The 21168-nt window shown below is 44.9% G+C and carries 19 protein-coding genes and 2 pseudogenes; 11 read left to right on the forward strand and 10 right to left on the reverse strand.

Translation table 11 applies throughout. The features are described from left to right. The first annotated feature begins 36 nt into the window (after window positions 1–36). Together F0229_RS19065 and F0229_RS19070 are read left to right on the forward strand one after the other, a co-directional pair. Window positions 37–651 carry a LysE family translocator gene (locus F0229_RS19065; protein ID WP_171733468.1) on the forward strand — a complete coding sequence of 205 codons (615 nt, stop codon included), beginning with the start codon at window positions 37–39 and terminating at the stop codon, window positions 649–651. 48 nt (window positions 652–699) lie between these two features. Continuing rightward, window positions 700–1134, forward strand: a complete 435-nt coding sequence (locus tag F0229_RS19070) for an N-acetyltransferase (protein WP_055320100.1) — start codon at window positions 700–702, stop codon at window positions 1132–1134. Between the two features lie 41 nt (window positions 1135–1175). Here the strand turns inward: F0229_RS19070 and F0229_RS19075 are convergent, their stop codons facing one another. The 4 genes from F0229_RS19075 to F0229_RS19090 form a co-directional block, all read right to left on the reverse strand. After that, entirely contained in the window at window positions 1176–1643 is a 468-nt protein-coding gene (locus F0229_RS19075) for a DUF3429 domain-containing protein (RefSeq protein WP_102478646.1), read from the reverse strand. After that, on the reverse strand, window positions 1640–2185 hold the full coding sequence (locus F0229_RS19080; RefSeq protein ID WP_171733469.1) for a glutathione peroxidase: 546 nt from the start codon (window positions 2183–2185) through the stop codon (window positions 1640–1642). Before F0229_RS19080 ends, F0229_RS19075 begins: the two co-directional genes overlap by 4 nt. A gap of 84 nt (window positions 2186–2269) precedes the next feature. Then, window positions 2270–3613: an AarF/ABC1/UbiB kinase family protein gene (locus tag F0229_RS19085; RefSeq protein ID WP_171733470.1), complete on the reverse strand. Its 1344-nt coding sequence runs from the start codon at window positions 3611–3613 to the stop codon at window positions 2270–2272. A gap of 222 nt (window positions 3614–3835) precedes the next feature. Further along, window positions 3836–4222, reverse strand: coding sequence for a thiol-disulfide oxidoreductase DCC family protein (locus F0229_RS19090; protein WP_171733471.1), 387 nt, complete (start codon window positions 4220–4222; stop codon window positions 3836–3838). A gap of 401 nt (window positions 4223–4623) precedes the next feature. On the opposite strand from F0229_RS19090, the gene F0229_RS19095 reads away from it, so the two are divergent. Then, a complete protein-coding gene (locus F0229_RS19095; RefSeq protein WP_171733472.1) occupies window positions 4624–6414 on the forward strand; it encodes a hypothetical protein in 1791 nt (596 codons plus the stop codon). An 86-nt stretch (window positions 6415–6500) separates the two neighbouring features. Here the strand turns inward: F0229_RS19095 and F0229_RS19100 are convergent, their stop codons facing one another. Further along, the gene (locus F0229_RS19100) at window positions 6501–7844 is read right to left on the reverse strand and encodes a sigma-54-dependent Fis family transcriptional regulator (protein ID WP_171733473.1); all 1344 of its coding nucleotides are present in this window, start codon (window positions 7842–7844) and stop codon (window positions 6501–6503) included. Window positions 7845–8126: 282 nt separating this feature from the next. Between F0229_RS19100 and F0229_RS19105 the strand changes: the two genes are divergently transcribed. The 6 genes from F0229_RS19105 (at window position 8127) to F0229_RS19130 (ending at window position 13033) form a co-directional block, all read left to right on the forward strand. Beyond that, complete coding sequence (locus F0229_RS19105) at window positions 8127–8684, forward strand: DUF1439 domain-containing protein (RefSeq protein ID WP_055320121.1); 558 nt, start codon at window positions 8127–8129, stop codon at window positions 8682–8684. Between the two features lie 226 nt (window positions 8685–8910). Continuing rightward, complete coding sequence (locus F0229_RS19110) at window positions 8911–10473, forward strand: glutamate synthase-related protein (RefSeq protein WP_171733474.1); 1563 nt, start codon at window positions 8911–8913, stop codon at window positions 10471–10473. Between the two features lie 325 nt (window positions 10474–10798). Then, the gene (locus tag F0229_RS19115) at window positions 10799–11320 is read left to right on the forward strand and encodes an NADPH-dependent FMN reductase (protein ID WP_171733475.1); all 522 of its coding nucleotides are present in this window, start codon (window positions 10799–10801) and stop codon (window positions 11318–11320) included. Window positions 11321–11507: 187 nt separating this feature from the next. Further along, window positions 11508–11948, forward strand: a complete 441-nt coding sequence (gene soxR / locus F0229_RS19120; protein WP_055320106.1) for a redox-sensitive transcriptional activator SoxR — start codon at window positions 11508–11510, stop codon at window positions 11946–11948. 148 nt (window positions 11949–12096) lie between these two features. Then, window positions 12097–12477 carry a VOC family protein gene (locus tag F0229_RS19125; RefSeq protein ID WP_102432870.1) on the forward strand — a complete coding sequence of 127 codons (381 nt, stop codon included), beginning with the start codon at window positions 12097–12099 and terminating at the stop codon, window positions 12475–12477. Window positions 12478–12613: 136 nt separating this feature from the next. Further along, a complete protein-coding gene (locus F0229_RS19130; RefSeq protein ID WP_171733476.1) occupies window positions 12614–13033 on the forward strand; it encodes a globin in 420 nt (139 codons plus the stop codon). A 111-nt stretch (window positions 13034–13144) separates the two neighbouring features. Here the strand turns inward: F0229_RS19130 and F0229_RS19135 are convergent. Continuing rightward, window positions 13145–13396, reverse strand: a pseudogene (locus F0229_RS19135) (DUF481 domain-containing protein); the annotation flags it as partial. Between F0229_RS19135 and F0229_RS19140 the strand changes: the two are divergent. Next, window positions 13392–14202, forward strand: a pseudogene (locus F0229_RS19140) (sulfatase-like hydrolase/transferase); the annotation flags it as partial. The pseudogenes F0229_RS19135 and F0229_RS19140 overlap by 5 nt on opposite strands. A 56-nt stretch (window positions 14203–14258) precedes the next feature. On the opposite strand, the gene F0229_RS19145 reads toward F0229_RS19140, so the two are convergent. The 4 genes from F0229_RS19145 to F0229_RS19160 form a co-directional block, all read right to left on the reverse strand. Continuing rightward, a complete protein-coding gene (locus tag F0229_RS19145; RefSeq protein WP_017065252.1) occupies window positions 14259–15296 on the reverse strand; it encodes a LacI family DNA-binding transcriptional regulator in 1038 nt (345 codons plus the stop codon). Between the two features lie 197 nt (window positions 15297–15493). Beyond that, window positions 15494–16579 carry a porin gene (locus tag F0229_RS19150; protein WP_171733477.1) on the reverse strand — a complete coding sequence of 362 codons (1086 nt, stop codon included), beginning with the start codon at window positions 16577–16579 and terminating at the stop codon, window positions 15494–15496. A gap of 248 nt (window positions 16580–16827) precedes the next feature. Then, complete coding sequence (locus F0229_RS19155; protein ID WP_017065254.1) at window positions 16828–17844, reverse strand: nuclear transport factor 2 family protein; 1017 nt, start codon at window positions 17842–17844, stop codon at window positions 16828–16830. Between the two features lie 125 nt (window positions 17845–17969). Then, window positions 17970–19274, reverse strand: a complete 1305-nt coding sequence (locus tag F0229_RS19160) for an MFS transporter (RefSeq protein ID WP_017065255.1) — start codon at window positions 19272–19274, stop codon at window positions 17970–17972. A gap of 348 nt (window positions 19275–19622) precedes the next feature. On the opposite strand from F0229_RS19160, the gene F0229_RS19165 reads away from it, so the two are divergent. Beyond that, the gene (locus F0229_RS19165; protein ID WP_171733478.1) at window positions 19623–21164 is read left to right on the forward strand and encodes a sodium/solute symporter; all 1542 of its coding nucleotides are present in this window, start codon (window positions 19623–19625) and stop codon (window positions 21162–21164) included. Window positions 21165–21168: the final 4 nt, after the last annotated feature.

Consider the following 21168-nt stretch of genomic DNA (forward strand, 5'->3'; position numbering starts at 1 on the left):
TTTATAATCACGGCATTTGGCAATTAGGAAGCACCAATGGAAATCTGGAAGTTACTGCTGTTTATCCCCGCTTGTTTTGCGCTCAACATGACTCCGGGCCCAAACAATTTGTTATCAATGAACAACGCCCGTTGTTACGGATTTCAGGCCGCCTTTGTCGCTGGCTTAGGAAGAATCCTCGCTTTTTCTGGCATGATTGCTTTGGCTGCATCCGGTTTAGCTGTTGTGCTTTATACCTCTGAAACTCTGTTTTTCCTTATCAAGCTATTTGGCGCGATGTATCTGTTGTGGATCGCGTTCAATCTTTGGCGCTCACAAGCCAGTCCGGTCGCGGATATTGAACGAAATAAGAACTGGTTTGGTCTTGTTAAACAAGAGTTCGCACTGGCTGCTGGCAACCCCAAACCGATACTTATCTTCACTGCATTCCTACCTCAATTTGTCGATGTTTCAGCGAACGTAAATACTCAATTCTTTGTTTTAGGCAGCACGTTCCTTGTATTAGAAATGCTCGCGATTTCCATCTATGCAGCCTTTGGTTTATATCTACGAAATTGGTTTTCAAAACCTCAAATGGCCAAGCGTTTCAACAAAGCGTGCTCGGTTTTTCTTGCTCTATCCGGTGCTAATCTGTTGGTGAGTCGACAGTAGTTCTCATTTTGCTTGTCTAGTTTATCGTTAATCTTTTAAGGTCTGTCTATGAATATTGTCTGTGCGGAAAAACAGGAACTGGCTGATATCTACCAGCTTGAACATGCTTTATTTGGCGATCACGCCTATCCGTTGTTTTTCTTTCGTCAGGCATTTGATTGCTGGGGGAAGGGCTTGCTGGTGGCGAAACAAGATTCGCAGGTTGCGGGCTATATATTAATGACACCAACCGACAAACAACAAGAGTATTGGGTTTTGTCACTGGCTGTTGATACTGCTTACCGAGGTATGGGGATTGGCCGTTCATTGATGCAACTGGCGATAGAAACCTTGCCACAAGGTTCCAAGCTTTTACTTACCGTTGATCCAAGTAACAGTTCGGCTTGTGAGCTGTATTTGTCGATGGGTTTTGTGACCATCAAAGAAGAGAGTAATTATTTCGGAGACGATGAGCCTCGTCTGGTCATGCAGCTCATCATCTAGTTCCCGCTTCATGTATCCGTTTAGATATAGGCATCGCATGCTTAAGTTAGCATCACGATACCGTGCATCAATACCACGCTAGAGGTGAGCCGAGTTCTCATATCCAAGTAGCCATCTGGGCCTTGGCTCTGGTTCTCTTCTCTCATTGACCTTTCAGCTCGCCAAACCGCAATGTAGCCAATGATGAGAATTAGGGTAGTGAGAAACTCTTTTTGCTCTCCAAGCAACACTGCCAACCATGCGACGAGCACTATCGCATTACTTAGCAGCAGCGCTTTGTTGCTTGATTGGCTTTCAAAGTTCTCGATGCCGTTTGCCCACAAGATCCCTGAAAGAAAGCTCAAAATCGCCACACTGTAGGTTATGAAGAGCGTTTCACCGCTTATCCCCATAAATTGGCTGTCGGTGAGCGAAAGGAGGAGACCGAATAAAAACGGAATTAACCCCATATAACCAAGTTTGGCCATGGTGTTACGTGTTTGAGTTGTCCCCATGTAATCTGACTTCATAACTGCTGCTCGATAGCGGTTTTAAGGATAGTACTGGTTGGCGATGTAGAACTCGGGAAGGTTGCGACCACTTTACCTTCTTTGCTGATCAAGAACTTATAGAAATTCCATTTAGGCGTTACGCCCGCTTGTTGTTGGATTTCGGCAAAGACTGGGTTCGCTTCTGGCCCAGAGATTGATGCACGCGCCATCATCGGAAAGGTGACGCCATAATCTAAGTAGCAGATTTTAGCGGATTGCTCCTCGCTGCCTCTGTCTTGGCGAAAATCATTACTTGGGAAACCAACAACCGTGAAGCCTTGGTCTTTATAGGTTTGATGGAGCTGCTCTAGTTGTTCGAACTGAGGAGTGAAACCACATTGGCTTGCCGTATTTACCACCAATAGAGTTTTGCCTTGAAACTCATCGCACAAGGCGATTTCTTCGGTTGAGTTTAACAAGCGCTGTTTGCCATTAAGTATTTCGGGACAGCTCGCTGCAAAGGCGATGGAACTCGTGAGGCTTGTAATCAGTGCGGTTGAGCAAAGTAGTGAACATTTCATAGGGTTGGCTCATTTTAGTTGGCGTAATGGTTATTACTCTTGAGCACGATGAAATGATCACTTTGCGTATTATTTACTGTCTCATTAACTCGCGCTTTTAGTTGTGCTTTTGCTCTCTGAGATAAGATATGGAGCGACCAAGCGACTGATATTCACTTTTGCACCAAGGCGAGCCGCTAATAGATACATGCCACCAATTTTTCGGTGCAGGAACAGCGCATCGGCGGGCGGCGTATGCCAATACTCTTGTTCCATGCTCAAAATGGTGCCTGCTTCACGAAGCCTTTGTGCCAATCCACTGGCTTTGAAGTCGTACTCTTCGTCAACTAACATCGGCTCACAGGCCATCTTCACTAGATTTAGAATCGCTTGGCGTTGTTCGGGAAGAATTGTCTCGCTAAAGAATCCTATTTGCTCTAAAGCTCGGTTGAGCACTTGCTCATCGTTGTTAATGACAGAGGAAAAGGCCAAGCGATAACCCTCGCTGAAGCGGTCACTGTACTCACGGGTTGCTCCGAAATCTAATAAGCCAATTTGTCGGGTGTTTTCAACATAAAGGTAGTTGGCGAAATTGGGATCGGTTTGCACCATCTTAAAATCGAACAACTCTCTGAATAGAAGCTCAAGCAAGCTGTGCATCACAAAGTCACGGGTGTCTTGGTCGTAACTTTCTATCTGTTCTATAGAGACGCCTTCGATGAAGTCCATGGCGAGCACGGATTCTGAAGAGACTTGCGGATGAATCTTAGGTACGACGAAGTGAGAGTGCTCTTTTAATGCATTGTGATAACGAGTTGCATAGCCAGCCTCTCGAGCGTAGTCCGCTTCATCATGGAGCTGTTTTTTTGCCTCTTCTAACAAGCCTTTGTAGTCGACCGACTTTGGTATCAAGCCAACAATGTTGAGCAGTGTGCCGACGTTGTCCACATCACTGTCGATGCTTTTTCGAATGCCTGGGTATTGGACTTTGACGGCGAGTTTGTCCCCGGCATCGCTATAGGCTTGGTGAACTTGTCCGATAGACGCACTGGCAATCGGTTTAAAGTTGAAGGAAAGGAATTCGGTTTTCCACTGGTGCCCAAGCGAGCTCTCTAAGACTTGATTGAGCTGCTTTGTTGGCAGTGGGTCAGCGTCGGAGCGCAGGCGAGAAAGAATGTCGGCTAATTCTGGCTCTAGAACATCGCCCGCATCCATTGATAGCATCTGCCCCAGCTTCATCGCAGCGCCACGTAGGTGCGCCAGTTGATCGGTCAGGCGAGCAATGTTCTGTGGCGTTAACAGTAAGTCTTTTGCTTTGGGTCTGTTGCCTTGTGCAAGCTGCTTGGTGCCTTCCGTTAGCACGTTGCCCGCGACCCTTGTCGCCAGCGAGGCGAACTTACTGAATCTTGAAATACGATGGGTAGGTAGATTTCTTTCTTTTGCCGACATAAAGGTTCTCACTTAGTTATCAAGACTCACTACAAAGTTCTATAAATCATTACCCAACCGAATGTTTTGTTGTGGTAACTTGTCTCGCGAAACAGTAAACAGAATTTAAAGGACAAAACATGAAGTTTATTTGGTTAAAAGTCGCGGTTACCGTTTTAGTTTTTGCTGCGCTGTTTGGTGTGGTGTATTACAAAGTCGCAAGTGGTATGTCTTAACCAAGCGCTATTTTGTGCAGCTGTTACCATCGCAGCGCGACTTTCCGGTTAACCAGAAAGAGACTTTATATCTGTTCTTGGCAAATCGTAAATAACACCAATCTGCGATTGGCTTAAATATCGCCCAACGCAAAGGAGCATATAGCCAACCTTTTCCTACTAAGCGCCACGCTTGGTAGGTCACGTCTAAACCTAACAGCACTTTGCCGTTCTCATCCAGTGCATGCAAAATGGTGTTGGCTGCGTCGGCATCAATCTGAGGGTAGTCTGAAAAGGATTCGCTGTAGATGTCAATGGTTTGAATCTTATTCTCGATATCATGCTTGGCAAGTGCCGCCATCTCTTTTGCGCACAATGGACAAGTCCCATCATAAAATATCGTCAGTTGTGTCATTGTTTATTCGCCTGTGGCTTAGCTAGAAGAACCTTCAGTTGCCCGTTAAGTCGGCACCCTTCAATTCAAGCGCTTGTTATTCGATAATCTTAGAATGGCTACGCTATTGTACCTTTTAAAGATCACTCTTCTCGAATCAAAGTTCTAAAGATGTCTGACTTAGACACTTTGTTCACCCTTTCAAGTCCTTGATTATTTGGTCAAATCTCTGGTTTATGGACAAATGATAACAAAACGTCCAAGAAAGGTGTGCCTTCAATATATAAACATCAACCAAATCAATTAGTTGAAATTGGCTTGGAATATGCTCTATCGAACCTACGAATTGCTAAAGGATTTTCTCCAGTTTGGGCATGGAAGAAAACCTTAAAAGCATAAGTATGAACAAATGGAGAGAGAACATGAAGGTTATAAATTATTTACTTAGTGTGCTTCTGTTGTTTAGTAGTCCTCAGTTGGCGTGGGCTACTGTTGATGTGATGGAACTCGATGGTAACGCGACCAGTGATAATAGTGGTATTGATTGGGACGATGTAAATGACCCCAACAGCATGGTTGGGATTGCAGAATTTTTCGAAAAAGACCGTAATGGTATCGACCAAATCTTTTGGAAAGGTGGATCAAAAGATGATTCCGACATTACAGATTGGGCATTCCGTACGGCGTCACCACAACCAAAAGATGACTTTACTAATGCGTATGCCGCAGCTTTTGAAAGCGAAGGTGACTTGCTGATTTACTTTGGTGCCGACCGATATGCGAACAATGGTGATATGTACATTGGTTTTTGGTTCTTGCAAGATCAAGTAGGATTACCGGCAGGAGCGACAAAAGGTGATTTCGTTGGCGAGCACGTCAATGGAGACATATTGGTCTTGATTTCTTTTCCGCAAGCCAGTGGTGGTAAACCTTATATTGAAGTGCTGCAATGGGATTTGAATAATGGTGATGTGACTGACAACATGACCAGACTGTTCCAGACGGCTGGAGACCCTAAATCTAATGATTTCGTTGGTGCAAGATGTGGCAGTGGTGCTGTCGGTGTCGAGAAGATATGTGCGATTTCAAATGATGATTCTATCGGGGCAATTGCTCTACCCAATGTACAAGGTTGGGATTATCTAGCTAAAACGGGTGAAACTACGTCTATTCCGACGGAGAGCTTTGTTGAAGGACGCCTGAACTTATCTGCACTATTGAATGATGAGTTTGGTATTGAGGATATCCCTTGTTTTAGTAGCTTCTTAGTGGAATCACGAGCTTCCCGTTCGATTGATGCGTCTTTGGCTGACTTCGTTGTCGGTTCATTTAGTTTATGTAGTATCAGCATAGCGGCGACTTGTAACACAACCAGTTTTACGGTTGATGGCATGTTCAACATCGACTACACCGTGACGGTTACCAATACTGGCCCTGGTTCGTTAGGCACTAATGGTGATTACGAAGTGGCCTTTTTATCGGAGTCACCAATCTTAGGTGCGCTTCCAGTGGTGGGTAACGGTGATGAAGTGTGGAGCGTCGGTGAGTCATTCTCATTCATGGGTAATTACCTGTCTGTAAATAATGGTGCCGTCGGCGTGATCGATGGTTCAGTGGATCTTGACGGGCTTATCGTGAATGCTCAAGCTCCCGTGGCTTACAATTGTGCGCCAATAGATTTGAGTCCAATGGTTGAGATTTCTAAGGTATGTAATAGCTTCTTAGAAGTTGATAGCGGTCAAGTTGTGCTTAAGAAAACCTATGATGTTGAAATATGTAATACCGGTGATATTCCATTGGCCATTGAATCGCTGGTGGATTCTAAGGATGATTCTTTGAGCCGTTCTGACTTACCTACCGAAGTCGTCAACAGCAGTTATTACCTCGACTTCGCTTTACCTTGTGATGATCTTGAGGATGTGACCACATGTGGTGCTGGTAATATGTGTAGTGCATTAAGTGCCGACCCAGAACTGTTTGCTTGTAAAACGGGTGAGGGTGAGTGGATACCGAACTTTGGTGATGCGATTGGTCAAGTTTGTACACAAGTAAGCAAAACCTATGCGCCAAATGTGTTACCAACTGGAGTAGACGGAATGCTATCTAATCAAGTAACAGCAACGTTTGACTCGTTGTTCTTGCAAGAAGCATTTATGGAAACATCGAACATTGCAACCTGTGATGTTTGTCCATTTACTGTACCTGAGCCATAAGTACTTTCATTAGTTGTACTCACTTAATTTCTAAAGCAGCCTAGTTCGTTAGGCTGCTTTATTTGTTAGGTAATTAACTAGGCGACTTAAATTACTATTTGATGTTTTTTAATTAGCTTATATAAGGTTGTCCGAGAAATAGACAACGCTTTAGCTGATTGGGAAATATTGTAATGGTGTTGCTGAATCACACGACGAACATTTTTTGAGGAAAGTCGAGTGTCACTCTCAGTGTCGGGCGACGCATCTTTCAATTGAATCCCCATATGACGAGTAGAGAGCGCGTTTGAATTCGAAAGAACAATCGCCCTTTTTATACAGTTGAATAACTCTCTGACATTGCCCGGCCAATGGTACTGTTTCATTTGCTCAAGTGTGTCACTAGGCAGTTTGGTTTTGGATGCGTAATTGTGCTTCAGTTCAAATCGAACCAAATCTTCAATGTCTTCCTTGTGATCATTGAGTGGCACTAGGTTCAATGGAAGTACATTGATCCGATGAAAGAGATCCTTACGAAATTTACCCGCAGCAACGGCTTGTTCGATATTGACGTTGGTGGCGAAAATTACACGGCAATCTACGGGTAATTGGTTATTACTGCCGAGTCGCTCTATCGAGCTATTTTCGAGAAAGTGGAGCAGGTAAGTTTGTAGTGACAGCTCAAGATCGCCGATCTCATCCAAAAATAGTGTGCCACCATTCGCTCTTTCCACGTGTCCGACGTAGCGTTTGTTTGCTCCCGTGAATGAGCCTTTTTCAAAACCAAATAACTCTGAGTGGATCAGGGATTGTGGAATTGCGCCACAATTTACGGCGATGAAAGGTTTCTGGCTACGGGCTGAGGCCTCATGTATTAAACGCGCACATAGGCTTTTTCCTGTTCCTGTTTCCCCTTGAATCAGTACTGGAAAATCGTTGTTAGCGATCTTAGTTATCTTCTTTTTAAGTTGTTGGATGGTGCTGGATTGCCCTACCAATTGACATTCATGGCACGAGGCAGACTTAGGTTTAGTTTGCTTGGTGTCGACCATGCCATACGCATGTCCTAAATTTCGACAAAGCCATTCTGTATCAATAGGGAGGTGGTAATAATCCCAAAAGGTTTGTTTAATGAGCGATAAGTTGCGGCTTGGTGGTTGGTTGCAGATAGCGATTGCTTTTAAATTTGGAGAGTGAACCTTTAACGCTGATATTAGCTCACATTGTTTGTCGATTGAGGATGATGTTAGACAAGAAACCACAATTGGTGCGTAGCTTTCGCTGCGTGTATCGAGTAAGTGAATGGCCTGTTCGGTTGTTTCTGCAACTTGAGCTTCCCAGTTATGGAGACGCAGTTCTCCAACCCACTTACTATGGTGCAGGCATGCGGTATTGCATAACAAAATCACAGAACGAGTTATTGGCTCAGGTGATACTCTTTTTGATGGCATTGTGCTCACTCTTCATGTTTCGATATCCATGATGAAACCTTCAGTAAGCCCCCTAAATATCCCATAAGCTTAGAAGCAAAATTCAATTAATTCGAGCACACAAATCTGATGGCGCTTGGCTGACAAGTGTCATTATCTCAAGCGGGAAAGCCAATCTGGTGCTTTACTTATTTATGCTTATTAATTAAAGGTATTCACGAATATCGTGTTTTTACTGTTTTGTTTATTGATGATCACACAGTAAACTCCGCGCTAATCACTAACGAAAAAGAGCTGATATTGATGATAATTAACGTAGCAAAAAAGTTCATTTTGGCAGCGTCTGCGCTGGTGCTAGGTGGTTGTGTGAGCTATAGCGTGACTGAACAAGAAATGACGAACTACCTTCAAGATTCGGTGATGTTAGAGCAAGAAGTGGGTGTACAAAACGTTATGTATGCGCAAGTCGCTGTCGATGACTTAGCGGTGCAAATTGGCCGAGCTGATGCCGAGCGCGTGTCTGTTCTGGCGAATACCAATGCACAAGTTCAGGTGTTTAACGTGCCGAATATGAGGTTGGATCTTGATATCGAGTTCAGTGCGATTCCTGAATATGACAAAGAGAGTGGCGAGATTTATTTGAAATCACTGCGTTTAGAGCGCTTTGAAGAAAAAGACAAACAGCTTTCTCCTGAGATCGCCAAACTACTTAAGCCTGCCGTTTCTATGATTGGTTTTGCCTTATCTCAGTCGCCAGTTTACAAACTCGACAGCAATAAGGTTCAAGAGTCATTGATTAAGTCTTCGGAACCTAATCTTGTGATTAAAGACAACAAGCTGGTCATCGAGTTATTCGATTAACCTTTCACGTTTAGCTTAGACTAAGATTTAAAACACAATGGCTGCCGATTCGGTGGCCATTTTTGTTTGTGTTGAACAAGCAAGACTTCTGTTTTTGGGCTGTTTATTAAGCTTGTTTTCTCTGGCTCATTTATTGAATTAGCTGCGTATCTCACCTTTACTTTACTCTTGTGAGCAAGTCATCGCTTCAGTCATCAAATCATAAGAAAGAAAAGGTGAGCGAACTATGAAGAGTCCAGTAATTGCGGATAACAAACCCGTTAAAGTAGAGCTGACGAAGGGAGAGAAGTATTACTTCTGTACCTGTGGGAAGTCGAAAAACCAACCGTTTTGTGACGGTTCTCATGCTGGTACGGGGTTCAAACCGAAAAGCTTTGTCGCCGAAGAGAGCGGAGACGCCTACCTTTGTCGCTGTAAGTATTCCAACAACCTTCCTTTCTGCGATGGTACTCATAAACAGTTCACAGCGGAACAAGTTGGGCAAGAAGGCCCGGAGGTTCACATTCAAGCGGCTGCGCCAGATTTGTCTCCAGCTGCGAGCGCAACCAAAGAAGAACCTACCGTCGAGTTTATTCATCAATTGGCACGAGATGGCTTATCCAAAGTGGGTCACCATGGGCCAATGACCTCAATGGGCGTCCCAAGATATCAATTACCTCACTGGGATGATATTCAAGTGATGGTCGCGCAAATGGCCACCAAGCCTTTGCTAGAAAATGTGCCGGTTGGTACTGAACTGATTATTGGTCCCAAAGCGAAGAAGCCACTCAAATTGGACATCTCTTTGTTTGTGTCTGATATGAGTTTTGGCTCGCTATCTGAAGAAGCAAAAGTCTCATTGGCGAAAGGTGCCGAACTCGCAGGGACGGGTATCTGCTCCGGTGAGGGCGGTATGTTACCCGAAGAGCAAGCGGCGAACTCTCGCTACTTTTATGAATTAGCCAGTGCTCAGTTTGGTTACGATGAAGCTAAGCTCAAAAACGTTCAAGCCTTCCACTTTAAAGGCGGGCAGGGTGCCAAAACCGGAACGGGCGGGCACTTACCGGGCGCGAAGAACATAGGCAAGATCGCGGAGGTGCGTGGCATTGAAGCGGGCACGGCAGCGATTTCTCCACCCACCTTTGTCGACCTTAACACGGTCGAGGATTTTAAAGAGTTCGCCGACCGTGTTCGAGAGGTGACAGGCGGTATCCCGATTGGCTTTAAGTTAAGTGCCAATCACATCGAAGAAGACATTCAGTTCGCGCTTGATGCCAGTGCCGATTACATCATCTTAGATGGGCGTGGTGGCGGTACAGGGGCGGCGCCAGAAATGTTCCGTGACCATATCAGTGTTCCCACTATTCCAGCACTCGCTCGCGCTAGAGCGTATCTCGATAAACAAGGGGTCAGTGACAGAGTCACATTGATCATCACGGGCGGCTTGCGCGTGCCGATGGATTTCGTAAAAGCGATGGCGCTTGGTGCTGATGGTGTCGCTATCTCAAACAGTGCCATGCAGTCGATAGGTTGTGTGGCGGCGAGAATGTGTAACACCAATAATTGCCCTGCTGGTATTGCAACTCAAAAAGCCGATTTACGTCAGCGTTTGAATGTCGAGAAAGCATCGAACCAGCTTAAGAACTTCTTTGAAGCCTCGACAGAATTAATGCAAGTGATGGCGAGGGCATGTGGGCATGATCATTTGAATCAATTTAACCCTCATGATTTGGCAACATGGAATCGCGAAATGGCCGAGCTATCCGGTGTCGCTTACTCTGGTGTCTGTCCATTAAATCACTTTAAGTAAATAATACTTCGATAAAGCACACTCAATGTATTTTGGGTGTGCTGACTTTTTCCTGTGTAATGCCAACCTATGTTAAACCTTTCATAATCAACTGCTTTATAAGTGTTTTTAAACTATTTCCTATATTTTGAAAATATCGCTTTACCTCAAGTTAACTTGAGGTTTTATCATCATCCCCAATCTAAAAACACAATCTATCACCTTGTCGCCTAGTGCAGGTTTTGATGTTATCAAACAGACGTTACGAATCTTCAGTTATGAATTTTGAGCTCCGTAATTGAAGTCATGAGTGCAAAAAGGTGAGAAAAATGAACAAGGATCAACAATGAAAGTATTAGCGATTGGCGCGACCAACAGTACAACATCAATTAATCAACAACTTGCAGCGTACACCGCAGGTTTAGTCGAAGGCGCGCAAGTCGAGGTGCTCGACCTTAATGATTTCGAGATGCCAATTTACAGCGAGAAAAGAGAGCAAGATTCAGGTGTTCATCAACACGCTCAACGCTTTTTTAGCAAGATTGGCGAAGCAGATGCTGTGGTCATCTCTTTTGCAGAGTATAACGGCTCATACACCGCAGCCTTTAAGAATGTGTTTGATTGGACATCACGCATCGACATGAAAGTTTATCAAGGCAAACCTGTTGTTATGCTCTCCACATCACCAGGCCCTGGTGGTGCAAGTTCTGTGTTGTCGTCAGCGGTAAATTCTGCACCTTACTTTGATGCTGATGTGAAAGGCTCTATGTCGGTGCCAAGCTTCTACGATAACTTCGATATGGAAGCGGGAGAGATGACTAACGTAGAGATGATCGATAACCTTAAGGTGATAATGAAAAAGATCTAGGTGCATATTGGTCATAAGACTCAAACACCCTTCCTTGATGGCTGTTTTTGCGTTTTAAGCCCTGCTGTTGTTATATGAAAACTCAAAGCTAACTCAAGGACCTCAACTTAAACTTAAGATTAACTTTAGCTATACTGCTCTGTGGACTTGAATAGCTAAATAACATGAACAGGGAAAGTGATAGAGCATGAAAAACATCGTGTATTTAACGATTGGTCAACTCTCGGAGCGCAGTGGTGTTGCTCCTTCTGCACTGCGTTTCTATGAGACTAAAGGGTTAATTGCCTCTATTCGAACGAATGGAAACCAACGCCGTTATCAGTCAGCGATGTTGCGTCGAATTGCTCTTATTCAAGTTGCGCAGTCGATAGGCTTTACTCTTGAAGAGATCACGGAAGAGTTATCGACGCTGCCGATGAACCACACAGCAACCAAGCGAGATTGGGAGCGAGTAGCGAAGAAGTGGCAAGGGCAACTCGATAGCAAGATGGCACAAATACGTTCGCTACAAGAGAATCTAACAGGTTGTATTGGCTGTGGTTGTTTGAGTATGCAAAAGTGCCATTTATTAAACCCAGAAGATATTCTTCATGACCAAGGGCAGGGTGCTCAGCGTATTGTTGATTAGCCTCCATTTCGTCTGAACATCGAACTCAATTCTATATGTGTTATCACTTGATAGAGCAGTGGTGGCAGGGGTAGGGGTATCTCGTCTAGACAAAGCGGAATTAAGGGTCTAGTTTAGGTGGTTCTTTCAATAAAAGAAGAGGTTAGTTATGTTCAGCCATGTTTTTCTCGGTACCGAAGATATTGAACGCGCGAAGTGTTTTTATGACCCCATCATGAAAGTACTTGGTTATAACGAAGGCTCAGTTGATCCCAAAGGGCGCTGTGTTTACGTTAGCCAAACGGGCGTGTTGGGCTTAACGAAGCCGATTGATGGCCTGCCTGCAACGCACGGCAACGGCATGACGGTGGGTTTTCTGGCGTCTTCTCCTGAAGTTGTAGATGAGTGGCATCGGGTTGGCGTCGAAAATGGCGGTACCAGTATTGAAAACGGCCCCGGAGCGAGAGGTTCTGACGAGCGTCGCTTGTACATGGCTTATTTGCGAGATCCTGATGGAAACAAGATCTGTGCAACTCACTTTATGCCATAGTTTACCTTATGTCATCGTTCATTTTATGCCACAGTGGCGTATACTTAGATCATGTTGATGGTTCGGAGTTGGCGAAGTCGCGGCTCTGAACTTGTTAGCTTTCTGAATACTCAAAATTTTGCAAAGGTTCAGCTAAATGACATCGAACGAACTGTTTTATGAAAGCTTTGAGCGCTGCCGGATCGACCAAGAATTTCTCGAAACGTTTTTGGCGGATTTTTGCGAGCATAATCCAAGGTTTTCAGAGCGTTTCGAAAAGATAGGGTTAGAGCAACAAACCAAGATGCTTAAAGCCTCGATCATTCTTATCTACAACTCTGCTGGTCTGCCGAGCGTGCGTAACTCAGTAAAGAAATTGGGTAAAAGGCATAAAGACTTAGGGCTGGATATTTCCGAAACTGAGCTCAACGAGTGGTTCAATTCGTTACTCAATACGGTTAAAAAATACGACCCTCACTATGATGAAAGCGTCGAACAAGCTTGGACAGAAACTCTCGAGGCCGGCTTAACTATCATGAAGAAAGAGTGCGTAGTTCCAAACACTGTGAATAACTAGGTCGTTGATGGGTAGTTTTGCTTGTTCGTTAGTTAAAACCGGCATTAACTCTTGAAAGATTGACATTGTCAGGTAAGCCTAACGATATCAGGCTTACCTCTTATTGTTTGACTAGAAATGAGCAGCCCAACCAATCAGGAACCCTTGCGATGCGGTATCGTATTCAAAGGTGCCCTTGTTCTCGTAATCAACCCAAGTTGATTTGTAGGCAACATTTAAGTCAGACCAACTGTTTATCTGGTATCGCACGCCAGTTAAGAGAGATGAGGTAAAGTTGGTGTCACTACCAAGCCCTGCATCAATGGTTGCGTGAAACTTCCAATCCTTATTGATCTGCGTTATCCATCTCACACCTATTTGGTACTGTCCATCACGCGGTCACGTTTGGACGCACCTGTCACCTGAATACGAAGCGATGCTCGGTCAAAACGGTTGGGGACTCCAAGAAGTGGTCATGAAAGATCTTGATGATCACGTCGGTGAGATGATGGCGAAGATGGAAGAACTCGGTATTGCTGACAACACCATCATCATTTTCACTGCCGATAACGGCCCAGAGATCATGACTTGGCCAGATGGCGGTATGACACCTTATCACGGTGAGAAAGGCACAACTTGGGAAGGTGGCGTAAGAGCCCCTGCATTGGTTAGCTGGCCGGGTAAAATCCCAGCGGGTACTGTAGGCAATGGCATCTTTGATGGTATGGATTGGTTACCCACTCTTGTCGCTGCGGCTGGTGGTCCAACGGATCTAAAAGAAAAACTGCTGAAAGGTCACGATGGCTTTAAAGCGCACCTTGATGGTTACAACCAAGTGGATATGCTGACCGAGAAAGGCGAGTCAAACCGTAAAGAGATCTACTACTACGAACGAGACAAGCTGCAAGCGGTTCGTGTTGGTGATTGGAAGGCGCATTTCATCGTGCAAAACCACGGTTGGAGTGGCCCTAAAGAAGAGCTAAACGCACCATTGCTGTTTAATTTACGTCGTGACCCATACGAGCGAGCGGCGGAAGAGTCGGGCATGTACCTAAAATGGATGGGACAAAAAAATGTGGGCATTTGGCCCGGCACAAGCGGCTGTCCAACAACATCTAGCAACCTTCCAAGAGTGGCCTCCAGTGACGCCTGACTCTCCGGCAGAGAAGACCGGTGGTGTAGGTAACTAGTTAAATATCATAAAAAATCCCGCTCACACTGAGCGGGATTTTTGTTTGAAAGCGTCTTAACGTTGGTTCTGTTTTAGCGTCGTGTTTCGTTCAATGAACTTCACTGGCACCATCAGCTTAACCAAGCTTGTGTCTTGCTCTTGAATCTGGCTAACGACAATTTTCACTGATTCACGTGCAAGGCGTCTGAAATCTTGCTTGAAGGTAGTGAGTTGGTAGTTCAACCATTGAGTCTGTGGGATATCGTCAAAACCAATCACTTGAAGATCTTCTGGAATACGCAGGTTAAATTCTAAGCGCGCCACATCCATTACTGCCATCGCGAGGTTATCTGTCGCACAGAAAATCGCTTGAGGATGTGTGGGTTCTGAAAACAGAGTCCGAATGGTATCTAGAGCATCAAGGTAGTCATAGTCAGCTTCAATAACACGAGCTTGCTTGCCTGTTAGATCTTCGAATTCTGAGCAAAAGCCCGATTCACGCTCGCCGTTGGTGTAGGTTGGCACGTTACCTGTCAGGTAAACCGCTGACTTTGTTCCTACGCTATGTAAATGTTGAGCGGCGACTTGGCCTGCGGCGTAGTTGTCGCTTATTACATGGCTACTCTTAGTCCCCTCAACTACACGAGCATACTGAACAATGGGGATGTTGAACTCTTCACACTCTTCATAAAGCGACTTATTAAAGGTCGCCGAAGCAGCAATTACGCCATCAACTCGGTATTGGAAGATATTAGGAATCGAGTGGTTGTCGTTTCCATCCACTTGCCAAGGAATCAATACCGCAGAGTAACCCTGCTTTTGTAGCTCAGTAGAGATAAGCTGCAGAGTTTTCATGTGGATAGGGTAGTCGGCATCTGGGAAAACTAAGCCAATCAATTTGGACTCATTTGTCGTCAGACTGCGGGCAAAGGCATTGGGACGATAGTTCAACGATTTTGCTGCATCGAACACTTTTTGCTTGGTCTTTTCAGACACTGAACTGCCCGGGACAAATACACGAGATACAGTTGATTGAGAAACGCCAGCAAGTTTAGCGACATCTTTAGAGGTGACGGTTGGCTTTGACGCCGTGGAGTGTTTTGGAGAGCTCATAGACCATACTTTTGAACCAAATTGATTGTGCATAGAGTAACATAATTAGGTACGTACTCAAAAATACAATATGCCATGATTGGATGAAAAATAAGGGTTAGTAGAGAGTGTTGAATATTATTCTGGGTATGACCCAAAAAAGCTCTGCGTAAGAGCAGAGCTTTGTTTAAAGAATTTATGAATCGACTAACTGGGCGTTAGAAGTAGTAACGAATACCTGCAGCGAATTGGTCATCTCTGTTTTCGAATTTATTGCCAACGAGCTGATCTTTACCTAGGTCGAATTGGTATTCAGTCCAAACTAGGAATTTGTTCTTCTGGAAGTGGTATTCAACACCAGGGATAAGCAGGTTACGCTCATAGCCATCTGTTTGGTCATCACGATCTTCCATGTAGTTGTAGTTCAACGTAGGGCGTAGGCCATTGTCGAAGTGGTAGTACGTGTAGATTTCACCACCTAGGGTATCGAACATTACATCCGTACCGCCATGGCTTACAGCTTCCCAGTTTTCGCCAACATGGAAAGTGGCACCTGCGTAGAAGCCGCCGTTGCTGTAGTTCGCACCCAATAGCATGATGCGCATGTTGTCGCCATTTTCTACGCCAACCACACCTGAGTCTAGGTCTGCAATTTCATTTTGGTGGTAAGCTGCACCTAGTGTTACGCCATCAACCGGTTTGTAAGTGATTGACGCACCCATACCGTTTTTCAATGAAGCTGTCGCATTACTCGCTAGTGCCACTTCTTCACGTGTCGTTTGGTAAGTGAAGCCGTAGCTTACTTGGTCGTTGATCGAGTTACGGTAAGTAATGGAGTTTTCTGCTCGACCTGTACCAGATGCAATACCCCAGTCAGAAAGGTTGTAAACACCTGAGCCGCGAGTACCGAAGACACGACCTAAGTCGGTGTACCATGCGACGTCATAAAAAGTAGACCACTGCTTAGTACCTGCTGCGATCTTGCCGTATTTGTCGTGCTCTACGCCTGCGTATAGAAGTCGGTCGTAAATATTGTCGCCGTTAGCACCTGAGTTGTAACCCCATTCAGCATGGCCAAAGCCAGTCCAGCCGTTATCGAGTCCCATTTGACCTTTAAGGCCGAAACGAGAGCTACCGCTGTTCCACTCACCGTTGTGGTCGCCGCCCTTATCTTGGTAACGAACGTCGAAACGACCGTCTAAAGTAAGGCTATCGCCCGCGTCATTGGTAAAAGTGTGTGCAGCAAAAGCAGAACCTGAGGTAAGTGCTGTCAGGATCACTGCTGAAAGAATCGACTTTTTCATTGTAATTCTCTTTATTCAGGCCGTAGAAAGCCACCGTGCTTTCAAGCCCGTTATATTGGTAATGGTTTGGCAGGGTGTACCCCATCCATGAGGCACTAGTAGATTCAGTTATTAGTGGAGCAATAATGAATTGGTTGGAGCACTTACTAGGAGCGAGAAGGGTCCCCCAGTAAGCGTGGCAACCTAAATCAGATGTCTATTTAGGTTGCCACTATTTCGTTTCAATCTTTTGGATTAAAGCGTATCGATTACAGCGTTGGGTTCATGATGCTTGAAGTGCGTTCGAACACATCTAGACCTTGCTGTTGTAGCCAGTAAGGAAGGTCGATAAGAACCCAGTTCTCAGACAGTTTGTCACCGTCACGGTAGTAAACGTCAACTACTTGCATGTTTGCACGTACTTCACCGCCAGTCATACCTAGGAAGCCACCTGTTGGTGTGTTTGATAGGTTTGGCCAACCGAAGAAACAAGAGAAGTTACCTTCAGCGAAACGACAAACGTGGCCGTTGAACTTCTTGTCTTTCAGGTTGTTACGGAAAGGAAGTTGGTGCTGTTGTTGGTAGCGAGGAATTGTGTAAGACGCGCCGATACCACATGGGCCGTACCAAATCATGTCTTTTGACCAGCTCTTCGCTAGTACTTCTGGTGGGCAACCCATCGCGCCGCTGTCGTTAAGAGCAGACAGGTCATCAACCATTTTGTTTACTAGAGCAAGTGTCGCAACACCTTCTTCTGGAGCCGCGTCTTCGAATAGCAGACCGTCGTGGTTACGTGGGCCAGGGTATACGAAGTGCTTACCAGTTGATGGTGGAAGTGGGTAGCAACCCGCTTGATCCATCATGCCTAGTAGGTCTAGAAACAGGCCTGTCTTAGTGATTTTGCCATCAACAACACAGTTAAATTCTGCGTAGCGAACGTTCATGATCTTGCCAGTTGGGCGCATACCTAGGTATTCAGCGTCGAATAGACCCATGAAGTGACCCATGCTCATTACCCAAATCTCATCTGGGTTAACTTCGTTGTTACCACCGATGAAGATGTCTTGACGACGCTGCATGCGAGTCATTGACTTCATCATTGGTGCCCAGAATACGTCAGCTGCTGCTTGTGCGCCTTCTTGCTCACGGAATGGGTAAACACCGCGCCACAAGTAATCTTCAGAAGTGTGTGCTTTTAAAACTTCAGCAACGTTCTCGTGAGTTGCGTTTTCCATTGCATCGAAGTATTCACGAACAATGCGTTTCGCTTCTTGATATTTAGACATAATAATTTCTCTTTGTGTTGTCGAGTCAACATTCGGAACAGGACTCGATTTGGATTTTGTTACCGGCTGATTTATCAGCCGGCTTTAAATTTTTCGTATTTGAACTTCAGCGTATGAGTGTCGAATTAAGCTTTTGCTGCTTCAGCTTTTTTGCTCTTATCGAAGACGCCACCTTTTAGAGTTTCAGGCAGTGTTAGCCATAGTAGGCCGGCGATAATCCATACGATTGGTGAGCCCCACATTGCTGTTTGTAGGTCGGTACGCTCTTGGATGAAGATAAGAACCATTGGTGCCCACATGCCGATAATACGACCGCCATGGAATAAAGCTGCACCATAGCTACGCAAGCGTGCTGGGAACAATTCAGAGAAGTAACCGCCCCATACTGCAGAAGCAGACAGGCCGAAGTTGTAGATAAGACCTAGAAGAGCCAGCATGTTTAGGCCGCCAATCATCATGTCGCCAGGTGCGACAAAGAAGATAGAAACCATGATACCTGCGAGGATGAAGCCGAACGCGTTGATCTTACGACCGTACTTATCGGCTGCCCATCCCCAGAACCAAGCACCGAAGAGTGAACCAAATGCTGAGATAGAGAAGATCAAACCGATGGTTGCACCATCAAACATACGAACATCTTTCAGGTAGGTAGTTACAAAGCCACCGAAGAATTGGAATCCGTAGAAGTTAAGACCAGAAAGAAGTAAACAAGTAATCGTAATTTTGCGGTAAGGCTTGCTTAACATCTCACCCCAAGAACCTTTTTTAGCTTCGGTTACTTCCCCAGCTGTATTGGTTGTTGTTTGTTGATCTTCTTCACCGTAGGCGATCACAGTTTTGTCGCTTGGTAATACAAAGATCATTAACGCTGCTGCTACAAGCGGTGGAATACCACCTACCCACATTAGGCTCTGCCAAGGTGCATCAACACTTGTAATGAAGGCTGCGTAAGCGCCCATTGCCACTAAAGCAACAGAGAACATTGAAGAAGCAAAAGCAGTCAACTTACCGCGAACCGTTGGTGTAAATAGGCCAATCATCAAAGATACAGCTACAGTGAAGTAACCACCTAAAGATAGTCCAATGATGAAACGCATTGCAGCCCAAGTGGCGTAGTCGGTAAACATCATGTTGATGATGGTTGCACCACCGTTTAATGCCGTAATTGCTATTAGTGTGGACTTCTTGCCGAACTTGGTTGCGAACCATGCACAGCTCAGAGCACCAATCAGAGCACCAACCGACTGCCAAGTGTAGAACTGAGCGGTATCAGAAAGGCTAATACCAGCATATTCTTCCACAATGTATGGGCGTACGTAGTCAATAATTACAAAGTTATAACAATAAAAAAAGTAACCTACTAGAATTGCTAGATATGCGGCTACCCTTTGAATCATAGGAACTTCGCTCATGTGTTTTTTAATGGTCATGACCGATAAACCTTTATTTTATATAGGGTGGTTTTGGTTTTAATTATTGTGTGTTGATTATTTAGCTTCATCACACCGTCTTCATTTCGGGAGAGATAATAGAATCTTTGTGGTTATTAGATCCGTGATCAAAGTCAATTTTAAAATGAGTGCGTACCCATTTTGTGCATTTTAGTGATCTTGATCTCATTTAACTGGGTTTTTGTGCTTTGTGGGGTGGTTTGAGTGTTTAATCGTCTATCTTAGTGATAATAGTCACACTTATTGTGGGTTTTTGAGGGAAAATATCCATTTTTGAGTACTATTGGCAGCGAATTAATTGCGACATACAATAAACGGAATCTAAAAATGGTTACGTACTCAAGTTTTATGGTTATTGCTCTTTATGTGCTAACTACTTTGTTTATCAGCTACTTAGTTAATAGGCGCTATAGCGTCGGTGGCGACTTTTCGACTGGTGGAAAACAGTTTGGTTGGTTTACGGCAGGTGTGTCGATTCTTGCAACCTACATCAGCGCAATGACGTTCGTTGGCATGCCGGGCTGGGTTTATAGCTCAGGCATGGAAGCGATGAGCGTACATTTGAACTATCCAATAGTGATCTTTTTCACTGTGCTTTTCTTTGTTCCGGTGTTTTACAAGCTCGGCCTAACCTCGATTTACGAATACCTAGAGCACCGCTTTGGCGTTGTTGCTCGCACGATCAATTCCATCGTGTTCATTGTGGTTCAGTGTATTTCGGCAGGGGTTATTCTGTATGCGGTAGCCCTGATCTTAGTGCAAGTGCTGCCAGTGAGTATCTCTGAGGCGATCATCTACATCAGCGTATTTACTGCGTTGTATACCTATGCGGGTGGTATCTCGACTGTAATCTGGACTGACATGCTTCAGTCAGCAGTGTTGATTATCGGCAGCATTGCGATCTTTGTTTTATTGCTGATGAAAATCGATGCGGGCGAGATGTTGTCTCCTGAACATTTGAATATCATCAATCTCGATTTTGACTTAGGCGTCGATACCACATTGTGGGCCGGCGTAGTGGCTGTGAGCTTCTTGCACCTGAGTGTGTATGGCACTAACCAACTGATTATTCAAAGAACATTGGCGACTAAGTGTGTTAAAACAGCGCAAAAATCGATGTTGCTTTGTGGCTACGGCGCATTTTTTGTTTATCTGTTCTTTGCTGTGATGGGGGTGCTGTTAAGTGTCTTTTATCAAGACAGCAGTTTTGAAAACAGCAACGAAGTGATTCTCGATTTTGTGTTTAACCATACCAACCCAATCATTGTTGGTTTGGTGATCTCAGCACTTTCGGCTGCGGCAATGTCGACATTGGATTCCACCTATAACTCAATGGCGACGGTCGCAACGTTCGATTTCTATAAGCGCTTCTTCCGTAAGCAAGCCTCTGACGCGCACTATGAATCAGTGGCTAGAAAAATGAGCCTGGTTGCTGCAGCGTCGGTTGTTGTGCCTGCGTTACTGGCTGTTTCTAATGAATCAGTGCTTAAAACGATTGCGAGCTTAACCTCTATTTTTGTTGGTATTCGCCTTGGCTCTTTCATCTTGGGTTTGTTCTTCAAACAAGCAAACGAGAAAGGCGTAATTGCGGGCAGTATTGGCAGTGTGGCCGTCGTATTCATCGCCAAATACAGCGGAATAGCTTGGCCTTGGTTTGCCTTGATTGGCACTGTGGTTTTCTTAGTGTTAGGTGTTGTTGTGAGCCGCTTCTGGGGAGAGGTAACCGAGCAACAAAATGAATTTATAGAAAAGCAAAAGCATTTGTTTGCAAAGCCTACCGCGAGTCATTATGGCTTGTTGGTGTTCGCTGTTGTGACGATTGCTGCTTGTACTGTTATCCCTGATTGGCTTTATGCCGCTCTTTCTTAATTGA

The sequence above is a fragment of the Vibrio sp. AIC-3 genome (assembly GCF_013114515.1).
Taxonomy (GTDB): Bacteria; Pseudomonadota; Gammaproteobacteria; order Enterobacterales; family Vibrionaceae; genus Vibrio; species Vibrio crassostreae_C.